Origin of the sequence: Microbacterium sp. NPDC058345 (genome assembly GCF_042723855.1) — a bacterium.
In the GTDB taxonomy this organism is placed as follows: domain Bacteria; phylum Actinomycetota; class Actinomycetes; order Actinomycetales; family Microbacteriaceae; genus Microbacterium.
On record NZ_JBHXIG010000003.1, the window covers coordinates 458,128 to 470,339 of the forward strand.

General features: G+C 65.0%; 11 protein-coding genes. 6 read left to right on the forward strand and 5 right to left on the reverse strand.

All coding sequences use genetic code 11. The annotated features are described in order from the left end of the window. The 3 genes from ACFWH5_RS13855 to ACFWH5_RS13865 form a co-directional block, all read left to right on the forward strand. Positions 1–262 (forward strand): cell wall-binding repeat-containing protein (locus ACFWH5_RS13855; protein WP_378835515.1); only part of this gene is annotated, 262 nt, incomplete at its 5' end. Between the two features lie 100 nt (positions 263–362). Continuing rightward, the gene (locus tag ACFWH5_RS13860) at positions 363–1,244 is read left to right on the forward strand and encodes an ABC transporter permease (protein ID WP_378835518.1); all 882 of its coding nucleotides are present in this window, start codon (positions 363–365) and stop codon (positions 1,242–1,244) included. Beyond that, positions 1,244–1,990 carry an ABC transporter ATP-binding protein gene (locus tag ACFWH5_RS13865; RefSeq protein WP_378835520.1) on the forward strand — a complete coding sequence of 249 codons (747 nt, stop codon included), beginning with the start codon at positions 1,244–1,246 and terminating at the stop codon, positions 1,988–1,990. Before ACFWH5_RS13860 ends, ACFWH5_RS13865 begins: the two co-directional genes overlap by 1 nt. On the opposite strand, the gene ACFWH5_RS13870 is transcribed toward ACFWH5_RS13865, so the two are convergent. From ACFWH5_RS13870 to ACFWH5_RS13880, 3 genes are read right to left on the reverse strand one after another with little or no spacing between them, the layout of a single operon-like run. Further along, complete coding sequence (locus ACFWH5_RS13870) at positions 1,991–3,379, reverse strand: SDR family NAD(P)-dependent oxidoreductase (protein ID WP_378835523.1); 1,389 nt, start codon at positions 3,377–3,379, stop codon at positions 1,991–1,993. Between the two features lie 37 nt (positions 3,380–3,416). Then, entirely contained in the window at positions 3,417–3,644 is a 228-nt protein-coding gene (locus tag ACFWH5_RS13875) for a hypothetical protein (RefSeq protein ID WP_378835525.1), read from the reverse strand. Beyond that, the gene (locus ACFWH5_RS13880) at positions 3,641–5,128 is read right to left on the reverse strand and encodes a LicD family protein (protein WP_378835527.1); all 1,488 of its coding nucleotides are present in this window, start codon (positions 5,126–5,128) and stop codon (positions 3,641–3,643) included. Before ACFWH5_RS13880 ends, ACFWH5_RS13875 begins: the two co-directional genes overlap by 4 nt. 214 nt (positions 5,129–5,342) lie before the next feature. Between ACFWH5_RS13880 and ACFWH5_RS13885 the strand changes: the two genes are divergently transcribed. Both ACFWH5_RS13885 and ACFWH5_RS13890 read left to right on the forward strand, forming a co-directional pair. After that, on the forward strand, positions 5,343–7,958 hold the full coding sequence (locus ACFWH5_RS13885; protein WP_378835530.1) for a glycosyltransferase: 2,616 nt from the start codon (positions 5,343–5,345) through the stop codon (positions 7,956–7,958). Between the two features lie 20 nt (positions 7,959–7,978). Then, positions 7,979–9,868: a DUF6541 family protein gene (locus ACFWH5_RS13890; RefSeq protein ID WP_378835532.1), complete on the forward strand. Its 1,890-nt coding sequence runs from the start codon at positions 7,979–7,981 to the stop codon at positions 9,866–9,868. Positions 9,869–9,876: 8 nt separating this feature from the next. On the opposite strand, the gene ACFWH5_RS13895 is transcribed toward ACFWH5_RS13890, so the two are convergent. Both ACFWH5_RS13895 and ACFWH5_RS13900 read right to left on the reverse strand, forming a co-directional pair. Beyond that, the gene (locus ACFWH5_RS13895; RefSeq protein WP_378835535.1) at positions 9,877–10,242 is read right to left on the reverse strand and encodes a DUF2304 domain-containing protein; all 366 of its coding nucleotides are present in this window, start codon (positions 10,240–10,242) and stop codon (positions 9,877–9,879) included. Positions 10,243–10,245: 3 nt separating this feature from the next. Beyond that, positions 10,246–10,944, reverse strand: a complete 699-nt coding sequence (locus ACFWH5_RS13900; protein WP_378835537.1) for a glycosyltransferase family 2 protein — start codon at positions 10,942–10,944, stop codon at positions 10,246–10,248. Positions 10,945–11,018: 74 nt separating this feature from the next. Between ACFWH5_RS13900 and ACFWH5_RS13905 the strand changes: the two genes are divergently transcribed. Further along, entirely contained in the window at positions 11,019–12,209 is a 1,191-nt protein-coding gene (locus ACFWH5_RS13905) for a glycosyltransferase family 4 protein (RefSeq protein ID WP_378835540.1), read from the forward strand. The last annotated feature ends 3 nt before the right edge of the window (positions 12,210–12,212 follow it).

Consider the following 12,212-nt stretch of genomic DNA (forward strand, 5'->3'; position numbering starts at 1 on the left):
TGTGTCGAAGGCGTCGTTCCCGGAGTCGGGTGTCCCGGTGGTGTATGTGGCGAACGGGATGGACTTCCCGGATGCGTTGGCGGGTGCGGCTGCTGCAGGAACGCTGGGCGGTCCGGTGCTTCTGACATCGCAGAGTGCGCTTCCGTCGTCTGTGAAGAGTGAGTTGTCGCGGTTGGCGCCGAAACGGGTCGTCGTTCTAGGCGGGACCGGCGTGGTATCCGCCACCGTCGAGTCGGCGATCGGCGCCCTCGTCAACGGCTGACTCGCAACGGGGTCACAGCAGGCTTTCGATATCATCTGTAGGTACCCAAGGCTGCATGCCGCCCCTCGCTATCTGAACGGTGAACCCATTGACGAGTAGCGTGCCAATCGACCTCAGCGGATTCGATGTACCCGGACGGGGACGGGGGATACTGGACGTCTTCCAGCGCCAGTACCTACTGAGGTTGCTCGTCCGCAAAGGCACTGCGACCCGTTACCGCAACTCGGTTCTGGGCTGGGTCTGGTCGTACGTGAAACCGGCTGCGCAATTCGTCATCTACTTCTTCGTCATGGGCGTGATCATGCGCTTGGACAAGGGCATCGAGAACTTTCCCATCTATCTCTTCTCCGGGGTTGTCGCCGTCAACCTGTTCAACGAGGCGTTCGGCAATGCGACGACGTCGATCGTCGACAACCGGGCATTGGTGAAGAAGATCTACCTGCCGCGCGAGCTCTTCCCTATCGCTGCGATCATCATCGCGTTTGTCCACTTTCTTCCCCAACTGGCGATTCTGCTTCTCGTCTGCGCGCTCGTCGGCTGGACGCCGACGCTGCTTGGGCTCGGCGGCATTCTTCTGGGCATCATCGTGGTGGTCGCATTCGCTTTGGGCCTCGGCCTGCTCTTCGCGGGGCTCAACGTCCGCTACCGGGACGCGCAGAACTTCGTCGAGCTCATCCGGATGTTCTCGACCTGGACGTCGCCAGTGCTCTATCCCTGGCTGCTCGTGCGGAATGCACTGCCGAACCATGAATGGCTCTTCAACGTCTACACCTGGAACCCGTTGACCGTGGCGGTTGAACTCTTCCACCAAGGTTTCTGGGCCGGCACCGTACCGCCTCCGCCGGTCGGCGCCGACGATCCGAGCATCCTGCCGAACTTCGGCATGGCGCTGACCATCGCTGCGGTGATCTGCGTGGCGATGATCGTGATCGGCCAGACCGTGTTCCGCCATTACGAGCGCTCATTCGCACAGGACCTGTGATGTCGAAGATCATTCAGCAGACCACGAGCACGCCTCGAATCATCGTGGAGCACGTCTCCAAGCGCTTTCTGAAGCGCAACACCCATTCCTTCAAGGAAGCCTTCGTCGGCTGGATCCGCGGCAAGAAGGTTCGCGCCGATTCCTTCTTGGCGCTCGACGACATCAGCTTCCAGGTTGAGCAGGGTGAATCCGTCGCAGTCGTCGGCCTGAACGGGTCGGGCAAATCGACCACTCTCAAGCTCATCTCCGGCGTGCTGGAGCCAGACGAGGGCCGGGTCTTCACCCGGGGACGGGTGGCCGGCCTTATCGAAGTGGGCGCCGGGTTCCACCCGGACCTCTCGGGACGAGAGAACGTCTACCTGAACGCGGCGATCCTGGGTATGTCCAAGGACGAGATCGACACACGTTTCGATGACATCGTCGCGTTCTCCGAGATCGGCGACTTCATCGACCAAGAAGTGAAGCACTACTCGTCGGGCATGTTCATGCGCCTTGCCTTCTCCGTAGCGATCCACGTTGAACTCGACATCCTTCTGGTCGATGAAGTGCTCAGTGTCGGCGATGCGCCGTTCCGTGAGAAGTGCATTGCGAAGATCAAGGAGCTCACGGCACAGGGCGTGACCATGCTCGTCGTTAGTCACAGCATGGGCATGATCAAAGACCTTTGCGACCGCGGGATCGTGATCAAGAAGGGCAAGAAGATCTACGACGGTGATATCACCGGTGCCCTCGAGCGGATGAAGTAGTCAGGAGGTCCTGCTGCGGACGTCTTCGACGCGCACCGCGATGACCTGTCCGGTCAGATCGCTGTCGAGCACCTGCAGACTCACCGCAGCGACGTTCTCCGGCGACAGGAGAGTCTCGGATGGTTCGTCACCGAAGGCTCTTGTGCGCATCGGCGTGTGCGTCCGCTGCGGGCTGATGCAGTTGATCGACACGGAGTCGCCGGACCACTCCTCGGCGAGTGACTGCGTGAGATTCACGACCGCGGCTTTGCTCGCAGAGTACACGCCGTAGTTCGCGCGTCCGCGGGTGTGCGAACTCGAAGTGAACAGAAGCACCTGCCCACCGGTGTGCTTCAGGTACTTGTGCGCCGCCCTTGCGACGATGACGGGAGCGAGGAAATTCGTCTCGATGCCGGTCTGGATCTGTTTGGTCTTGGTCTTCGCCAACGGCCCTATCTGCAGAATGCCAGCGGTCATCACCACGGCATCGATGCGGCCTGTCCGCTCGTGAACGGTGCGAAGCGCCTTCTTGACCTGACCTCGCGAACGGACATCCGTGCCGGTCGTGGAGCGGCTGAACTCGTGAACCTCCGCGCCGGCCTGAGAAGCGAGCTGAACGATGCTCTTCCCGATCCCGTAGCTACCGCCGAAGACGACGACGACCTTGCCGGACATGTCGGGCAACTCGCCGTCCGCGGCGAGGCTGGATGACTGCAGCTGGAAGAGCTTGTCGGCGATGTGCACGTCGATTGGCTCGGTGACCTTCATGTTCTCGGCTGTGCCGTCGACGACGAAGATGGGCACGTGCGGTAGATAGGTGAACACGACGCCGCAGTCATCGGTTGCGTGAAAGGCGTCATCCTCGGCTGCGAGTTCGTACGCGCGGCGAATGGTGCCCGCGCGAAACGCCTGGGGCGTCTGGCCTCGACGAAGCGTCGCTCGGTTCGGGATGCCACTGATGTGCGAGTCGGCGTCGATCTGAATGATCGTGTCGGCCGAGGGGATCGCCGTATCGACGGCGTCGTAGCGTTCGAGTGCGTCCACGCAGTCCTCGAGGATGCGTTCGTTGACGAACGGGCGGACCGCATCGTGGAACAGCACCTTCGTGTCGGGATCCTCATCGATCACGGTCAGGGCAGCGCGAGTCGAGTCGTTGCGCGTCTCACCCCCGGGAATGATCCGTGTCAGCTTGGGGAATCGCTCGCTGTCCTTGAGTGAATCCAGCTGCTCGATCGCCCCGGCGTTCATGACGATGATGACCTCATCGATGACCGGGCTCGCGTTGACGACTTCGAGCGTGTGCTCGACGATGGCCTTGCCTGCGATCTTGATCAACTGCTTCGGTACGCCGAGACCGACCCGAACGCCGATTCCACCAGCCAGCAACACAGCAACAGTTCGGGCGGTCATCCCGGCATTCTATCGAGCGAGCCAGTGAGAACAGTTGTCAGGCGCGACCGCCGAGCATGTCCTCCACCTGAATCCGCAGTTCTGCGACGCGTCTGCTGTCGGCGCGCAGCTCGTCTAGATCCACCTCCAGCTCGGTGACGCGCTGACGCAGTTCGTTCACCGTGCCAACCAGATCGGCGACCGTTTCAGCGTGCAATCGCCGGCGGGCGAGCCATCCGCGAGCGTTGAGCACGAGATCCTGACGGATGCGGGCAAGTCGATTCATGGGTGATTCTCCTCTTGCTGATACTCGACGACCGACATCATGCGGCCGATGCCGTCCTCGTCGCGGAACCGTGTGCGCTCCAACAGGATGCAGCGCAGCCCGGCCCTGGCGGCCTCTTGGGCGCGCGTCGGCCAGTCCAGGTGCCATGTGCGCGGCATATCGGGTCGATATCGTCCGAGTTCCTCGTAGTCGGCGGTGATGACGCGTGCTCCGCGGCGTAGCGCGAAGTCGAACAGATGCAGCAGGGCGCCACGCCCGCGTGGGTCCTGGCACGCCAGGACATGATTCGCCGTGACCACCGTCTGTTTGTCGGTCGGCAGGTCGTCGAGTGCCTTCCGCATGAAGTCGATGGCGGGGAGATAGTCGACGAGATTCACGTTCGCTTCGCCCTCGAGTACCGAGCGGGCAGTGCCGACGGATTCGGCCCCGACTGCGGTGAGCCCCGCCTCGCGGTATGCGCGCAGGTCCTCGCCGTTGCCCGCCCCCAGGTCGACGACGGCGTCGGCGTGGGAGATGACGTGGTCGCGGATCAGGTCGCTCTCGTGAGCGCTGCCGCCCTGACCGTAGCGGATTGTCCAGTTGTTGATTCCCATGTAGAACGAGCCGAACCAGGCGTGGAAGCGGCGCTGCGTCTGCCAGGGCGTCTCAAAGACGAACGAGGGATCGGGTGTGCGCCAAGACGGCCCGTAGCAGGCGGCGAGCCATGCTTCCGGGTGCCGTGGTGCGGCGAGCTGTACGCCGTGCAGTTCGATTTCGCCGAGCGGAAGGATCGCATCCTCCATGCCCGCCGCGCGGACGTGGATGGGCTCGTGGAACATGCCCGACTTGTAGAACGCGGTGAAGATGTCGACGTAGTAGTCGTGGGCATCGTCGTCGCTGAGCACCTGCAGATGCGACCAGCTGTGCCGGATCACGCGGAACCCGTTTTCGACGAGCAGGCGGTGCAGCCGGTCGTTCTCCAAGACGAGGTCTGAGGGATGCGAGTGTTTGCTCAGGTAGGCGAGATCGGCGTCATCGTCGTGCGGCAGGATCTCCCCGTCGCGGACCGCACCGAGGAGCGTGCCGCCGACGATGAACGCGTCGAAGCCGTTCTGCCGAAGGAAGGAGAGTACATCGGCTGCGGCAGCGGCGACCTGAGGGCGAATGTCCTCACCCGTCTCGAACGACGGCTTCATGCGCCCCCACTTGTCGACGCGGAGCGTGCGTCCCCGGCCGTCGACAAGGTCGGGCGATCCGCTCCCGGACCAGTGCAGCGTCCCCGTCCACAGCGGATTGTGACTGATCGAATCGGACACGATGCCCACTGCGCGTCCGAGCAGCCGCTCCCTCAGCGCGGGAGGCCAAGCCTGGGTGCGCCGTCCCGGCGCGAGTGTGGTCGACCAGACCCGATGCCCGTCCAGCGTGACGTCGACCGTGCGCCCGACCGAAGCCGACGAGTAGCGGATGCCGCGCCGGGTGAGCCTGACAAGCGGTGTAGGGATCATTCGCCTCCTTAGACGTTGAACGGCGTGGGCCGCCCGCGCTGGGAGCTTCGTCTGCAGGTGTCGCGCGTGCTGCCTACGATACCGTTCGCGTGCTGGAGGATACTGCGCCGCCACCGGATGCCATTCGGCCTCGAAGCGGGCGCAGGAAGAGCGACGATCACGCGGGCTACAATCGGCCTTCGGGTGCGACGCGAAGGCGTACCGCCGTGGCGAGGTGGATATCGCGTCGCCACCACAGCAATGCATATTCTCGATTCCGAATAGGGTTCCGCACCAGATGACGCCAACGGTGTACAGCATCGTCGTTCCGCTCTACGAGACTGCACGCTTCCTGCCTGCACTCCTCGGCTCGCTGGAACGACAGCGAGGGCGCGGCGACGAGTTCGCGCTGGAATGCCTGTTCGTCGATGATTCGTCACCCGATGACGCGGGCCGGATCGCAAGCGAGTGGCTCACCAGAACGGGCATCGCGGGCCGCGTCATTGAACAGCCGAATCGCGGAGTCAGCGCCGCGCGCAACAACGGCCTGGACCTGGCCACGGGCGAGTGGATCGCGTTCGTAGACTCCGACGACTTCCTCTCTGACGGCTACATACTCGGCGTGCATCGTTTCCTGCGCTCTGTGGCGAAGGCATCGAACGGGGTCTCGCTCGTGTCCTGCAACGTCGCGCGATATCACGAGATCGACGACCGGTATGACCACGCGCATCCGCTCAGGGACAAGTTCAATCGTGGAGACCGGCTGTACCCACTTGAGCAGCATCCAGAGTTCATCCAATCGCAGGCGGCGTCGGCATTCTTCCCACTCGCAAAACTGCGAGCCTCCGGCGTGAGGTTCCTCGAGGGCCTGCACGCCGCCGAGGATGCGCTTTTCGTGTCCTCGTATCTGCTCACGGAGACGCAACCGCTGATCGCTTGTGTCGCTTCCTCCGATTACTACTATCGTCAGCGCGCGAGCGGCGACTCCGCAGTGAACAGGTTCGCCCGCAACCCTGACTACTACTTCGCGCGGTTCACGCGGGGATACCTTCCGCTGTTCGAGAGAGCCAGGGCCACACTCGGTTCAGTGCCGCATTGGCTCGGTCAGTACTTCTTGTACGACATGCGCTGGTTCTTCCCTCGTGAGATGGACGCGACGAACAAGGCGACCCACCTGAGCGCCGCTCAGAAGGCTGACGTGCTGAGTTCGGTCGCTGCAGTGCTGAAGCAACTCGACCCGACGTGGGTGCGTGACTACTCGATCACCGGGATGGGACTCGAACTGCGGGATCTGATGCTGTCGCTGATGAATGCGCCACTTCTGAGCGAAGGTCTCGTCGAGGTCCATGGCATCGATGAGCACAGGGACTTGGTTCAGCTCCGATATCGGTTCGTGGGTGAGTTGCCCGTGGAGAGCGTCACCGTCGGGGGTCGACCCGCGGTCGTGGTCGCGGCGAAGACGCGTCGCCTGGACTACCTGGGGCAGATGAGGATGCGGCAGCGCATCCTGTGGATCGTCGCGGACGACGACTTGGTCGTGCAGCTCGACGGACGGCAGCAGAAGATCGTTCTGACACCGCCGAGTGTTCCCGCGTTCTCGGCCAGTCGAGCTCGGCTGGGGTTCGACTCCTACGTGGATCCGATCGGCCCGCTTCCGCCGTCGAAGGCACTCCGTCCTCTTCCGCGGCGGCTGGTCGGTCGTGTTCGGCGCGAGGCGGCCGCGCTGGCCCCGGGGCTGTTTCGCAACGCGCGTGTGCGCGCCCTCGGCGAGGAGCTGCGTGAGTCGAGAGACGCGAAGATCGTGCGGATTCATGCGCAACGGCCGCGCACGCGTGCGCGTTATGGCGGCGCATGGCTCTTCATCGACCATGTGAATGAAGCGGGTGACAACGCCGAAGCGGTTTACCGGCATGTTCGCGCGGAGGCTCCGGATGTGAATGCGGTGTTCGTCATCGACCGGCGGTCATCTGACTGGCACAGACTGCGGCGTTCGGGTGCGCACGTGCTCGCGTACGGGTCTCTTGAGCACCGGGCGGCGCTCATGAACGCCGATTTCGTGATCTCGTCGCAGCTGGGCGCCGAAAGCGCGGCGCCGCTTCCGCGCGAGGTCTACTGGGACGGTCGTATCCCGTGGCGATTCGTGTACCTGCCGTGTGATCTGATCCGCGACGACCGCTCGATCTGGCTTGATGGGCAGCCGATCACGCTGATGGCGACCGCGACCGACGATGAGCTGCGCGCATTGACCGATGACGACACCCCGTCGTCGTTGACCGCTCTGGAGGTGAAGAACACTGGATTCGCGCGACACGATGAGATCGTCCGAGAGCGGGCCGCAGCAGAAGGTCGCAGGCGGCGCCTCGTGCTGTTCGCGCCGTCGGATGATGACCCGCTGTGGCTGAAGCTCCTCAACGAAAGACGCCTTTCGGTGTTGGCTGACCGTTTCGAGGTCGACCTCGCTCTTCTCGACCCCGGCCGCGAAGGCTTCGATGCGAGAAGCCTGCCGGAGCGGGTGCATCTCGCGGCGCACGGGCATGGGCGCGCGGCGCTGCTGGTGTCGGCGGCGGTGCTGGTCACAAACAGCTCGCGGATGTCCGTCGACGCCGCCGTCGCGGGCGCTGCGGTCGTCCGTTACCAGCCCGCCGAAGCTTCAGCGTGGCGAGACGAGCACGAGATCGGCGCGGTCGCGGCGGATGTCGACGAACTGCTCGAAGCGCTCATCGCCCAGCTGGATCCCGGGCGGTCGATCGAAAACACCGGGGAGTACCGGCATCTGCTTCCTCCGGCGATGCGCCAGCTGGACGGTCACGCGGCTGAGCGGGTGCTCCACGCGATTCGGGCGCTCCGATGACGGCGTGGACTTGGCTGGCGATGTCGCCCGTGGTCGTCGTCGCCACCGCTGTCGTGCTGCTGCCGGGGCTGCTGATCGGTGCCGCCCTCCGTGTACGCGGGATTCTGCTTTGGGGCTTCGCACCTGCGGCGGGCGTCGCGGCACTCGCGGTGAGCGCCGGCGGTCTCGGCTTACTCCGTGTCGGTTGGTCCGTGTGGACTGCGGGTTTTGCCGTGCTGCTGCTCGCGGGGGTGACCGCGTTGATCGGCCGCTCTCTCGCCCCTGCGAGGCTCGAGGTCTTACGCCCCGGTCGCAGCGTGGCGATCTCCGCTGCTGTCGCCGCGGGGGCTCTCCTCGGCATGGTGCGCATGGCGTCTCTCATCCGCAGCCCTGACAGCGTGTCGCAGACCAACGACGCGACGTTCCACCTCAACGCACTGCGGTTCATCTCGGAGTCGGGCAGCGCGTCTTCATTGGACCTTCTCGGCGCTATCAACGCGAGCGGTTTCTATCCCGCGGCGTGGCATGCTGTCGCCTCCACCGTCGCGGCGCTCACCGGTGCGGATGTCGTGCGCGTCGCCAACGCGACATCGCTCGCGATCGCGGGACCGATTTGGTCGCTGTCAATCGCATCGTTCGTCTGGTGTGCCACGCGTGGCGCACGCGTGGCGACGATCGCTGCGGCGCTGATGTCCCCGGCGTTACTCGCCTTTCCGTTCTATGCGCTCGATTTCGGTGTGCTGTACCCGTACGCGCTCTCGGTGGCCGTTCTCCCCGGCGTTCTCGCCGTGCTCGTCGCTCTCGCCGCCTCACACCGCGACGCTGGGGGAGCCGGAGCAGAGACAGTGCAACGCCGATGGCTTGCTGTCCTAGCGTCGGCGGTCGGGCTCGCTGCGATCGCGCTCGCACAGCCGGCGGCACTCCTGATCTGGGTCATAGGCGCCGTCTCCCTCGTCCTCTGGATCGTGCACATGAAGTGGCCCGGCTCGAGTCGACGGCGCAGGATTTGGCTGCTGGTGACTGCCTTCGCGGTCGTGGTGGCTGCTGCGCTGCTCTGGGTCGTCCTAATGCGGTTCAGCCCCAGTGTGCTCTGGTCATCGCGCATGTCACTGCTCCCGGCTGTCGTTGACCTGGTGCTCAACGACAGCGTCGGTCCCGGCCCGGCTGTGACGATGAGCGCGCTCGCGATCGCGGGAATCGTAGTGGTCGGCTGTCGCAGACCATTGCGGTGGCTCCTGCTGTACGGCGCAGCCATCTCGATGCTGACGCTGGTTGCCGTCTCGGTGCGCAACGAGGCGATCCGCGGACTGCTGTCCGCGTGGTACGCGGATCCCCACCGCTTCATCATGATGATGCCGTTGGTGGTCATTCCGCTCGCCGCGATCGGCGTCGCGGGCATTCGGAGTCTGATCCGACGCCGGAGCAGAACGGCAGGGGGTGTCGCGGTTGCGGTCATCGCCGTCGTTCTTCTGGTCGAGACCACCGTCTGGGGGGTGATCGACGCGAGATCCGCGCGGAGCGACTACGGCGTCACCGCGACGTCCTACTTGTCGATCGATGAGAGACGCCTGCTCGAGCGGTTGCCGCGCTATGTCGATCCGGACGATCGCGTCCTCGGAGATCCTTCCGCGGGGGCGGCTTTCGGCTACGCATTGAGCGGTGTGGATGTCGTTCCCCGTACTTGGTCCATGCCCGGCGACGCCGCGTACACCGTGCTCGGAGAGGAGCTGGTGGATCTGGCTAACGAGCCGGCCATCTGCGAGGCGCTCGCCAGCACAGGGATCGACTACGTTCTCGACTTCGGTCAGAGCACCGCCGGCGCGGGCCGCGAGGATAGGCCCGGTCTGACAGGATTCGCGGATGCGACGGGCTTCCGGAAAGTCGCTCAGCAGGGTGATGCGTCCCTCTGGCGGATTACCGGCTGCGATTGAGGACGACCTCAGACCGCGTCGTCATCCGCGCCGGTCCCGTGCGAAGAGCGCTCTGAAGCCTCGAGCAACGCGAGCTTGCGTGACAGCAGCGTCAGCTGACGCTGCAGCGCCGCGTTGCGCCGGTACTGCGTGTACACGAACGCCAGGAACATGACGATCAGTGCGTACAGCACCAGATCGGTACCCCTGCCCACCCCTACGAGCTGGGCCAGCCAGGTCAGCCATTGGGGGAACAGGACCGACAGGACGGCGGCGATCACGAACAGCGCCATCAGCAACCGGCGGATCGCAAGGTGGCTGTCGGCGCCGGTGCGCCGCATCATGAAGGCCGCGAGGATGACGATGGCCACGATCAGGAGGATCTGGATCCACATGGGTCACCTCACCACCAGATCCACGAGGATGTTCACCGAATTCAGCACGCTCTGACCCTTTGCCTTGGAGTAGTCCGTGTAAAGCAGCTCGACAGGGTACTCGATCCACGGCAGGCCGGTGCGCCCGATCTCAAGGACGATCTCGGTCGCATGCGCCATGCGATCCTGCTTGAGGTCGATCTTCTGCGCGGCATCCCGACGGATCACGCGAAGGCCGTTGTGAGCGTCGGTGAGCCGCATGCCGGTGGTCATATTGGTGACCCACACGGCTGTCTTGAGGACCACCTTCTTCATCCAGCCCGGCCGTGTGCGGTCGTCGAGGAACCGGGATCCGAAAACCACCGCTGCGCCCTGGTCGTGGGCCGCGTCGAGCATCGCCAGTGCGTCCTCGACACGGTGCTGACCGTCGGCGTCGAACGTGACGATGTAGTCGCATTCCGGGTGCATGAGCGCGAAGTCGATGCCGGTCTGCAGGGCCGCTCCCTGCCCGAGGTTGACGGGATGCTGCACGAGCTGAGCGCCAGCCTGTGCGGCGATGCTCGCGGATCCGTCGCGTGATCCGTCGTCTACGCAGACGATGTTCGGAAACTCCGCGCGGAGACCGGTGATCACCTCTGCGATGACGTCGGCCTCGTTGTACAACGGCATGACGACCCAGGCATGTCGGGCGGGGGGTCGTGGCGTGGGCACGCTCGTCGGCATGATTCCATTGTGTCAGGTGCGACTGCGCGGTCTCGGCGACGCGTGCGGCATCCGTCGGAGCGAGAGGAGCATCGGTGAAGCTCAGACACCGCGCGTCACGATCCGGTACACGGGTCGTCATTGCGAGCCGGATCTTCGCCCCCGAGCCTTCGGCCGCGTCGCTGCGCCTCGGCGCCCTGACGGCGGAGCTGCTGGCGCGCGGCGCCGATGTGCGCGTGCTCACGACCCGGCCACCGCGCGGTGCACCGGCCGCTTCGGATCCCGGCATGGTCGTCCACCGCTGGCCGGTGCTGCGGGACGCCTCGGGATACGTGCGCGGCTACCTTCCGTACCTGAGTTTCGACATGCCGCTGCTGCTTCGGATCGTCCTCGGGCGCAGAGGCGACGTCTACCTGTGCGAGCCGCCGCCGACCACCGGCTTCGTCATGCGTATCGCCTGCGCGATCGTTCGGCGACCTTACGTCTACTACGCCGCGGACATCTGGTCTGATGCCGCCCAGGCGACGGGTGCGTCAGGGGCGGTCCTCCGCGCCGTGCGCTGGCTGGAGTCGTGGGCGATGCGCGGAGCGAAGGACGCCGTCGTCGTGACGGAAGGCGTAGCCGCGCGCGTCGGCGAACTCGCGCCGGGAGCACGCACGCACGTCGTCGGCCATGGCGTAAATCTGGATCTCTTCTCACCCGCCGGCCCGATCGCCGACGAACCGGCCGACATCGTGTACGTCGGGTCCGCCAGTGAATGGCACGGCGCTGAACTCGCCGTCGGCGCCGTGATGGACGTGGTTCGGCGACGGCCGGAACTCTCGGCCGCCTTCGTGGGGCAGGGGTCGTCCTGGCACGCGATGCAAGCAACAGTGGAAGCTGCGGGATTGTCGGAGCGGATCAGATTCCTGGACACCGTGCCACCCGAGCAGGCGGCGGGCTGGTTGAGAGGCGCCAGGGTGAGCCTGGCGACACTGGTGCCGGATCAGGGCTACGACTTCGCCGTGCCGACCAAACTGTACGCCTCGGTCGCGGTCGGCACCCCGGTCGTCTACGCCGGTCCTGACCCGGTGCGAACCATCGTCGAGCAGCACGGCCTGGGACGCGGAGTGGCATACGACCAGCGCGCGTTCGCGGCAGCCTTGGAGGAGTTCCTGTCAGCCGATCATCCGGAGGCGGCGCGCCGGTTGCCATCCTGGGCGCGCGAGCACGTCTCCGCACAGGCGGTCGCCCGGCGTTCCGCTGACGTGATCCTCGGCACCGTGGGCAACGTCGCAGGCGGCTAGGAC

What these genes read in the sequence shown, in the direction of transcription:
- ACFWH5_RS13865 (WP_378835520.1), top strand. Translation starts at nt 1,244, where the DNA reads ATGTCGAAGATCATTCAGCAGACCACGAGCACGCCTCGAATCATCGTG.
- ACFWH5_RS13870 (WP_378835523.1), bottom strand. Translation starts at nt 3,379, where the DNA reads ATGACCGCCCGAACTGTTGCTGTGTTGCTGGCTGGTGGAATCGGCGTT.
- ACFWH5_RS13875 (WP_378835525.1), bottom strand. Translation starts at nt 3,644, where the DNA reads ATGAATCGACTTGCCCGCATCCGTCAGGATCTCGTGCTCAACGCTCGC.
- ACFWH5_RS13880 (WP_378835527.1), bottom strand. Translation starts at nt 5,128, where the DNA reads ATGATCCCTACACCGCTTGTCAGGCTCACCCGGCGCGGCATCCGCTAC.
- ACFWH5_RS13890 (WP_378835532.1), top strand. Translation starts at nt 7,979, where the DNA reads ATGTCGCCCGTGGTCGTCGTCGCCACCGCTGTCGTGCTGCTGCCGGGG.
- ACFWH5_RS13895 (WP_378835535.1), bottom strand. Translation starts at nt 10,242, where the DNA reads ATGTGGATCCAGATCCTCCTGATCGTGGCCATCGTCATCCTCGCGGCC.
- ACFWH5_RS13900 (WP_378835537.1), bottom strand. Translation starts at nt 10,944, where the DNA reads ATGCCGACGAGCGTGCCCACGCCACGACCCCCCGCCCGACATGCCTGG.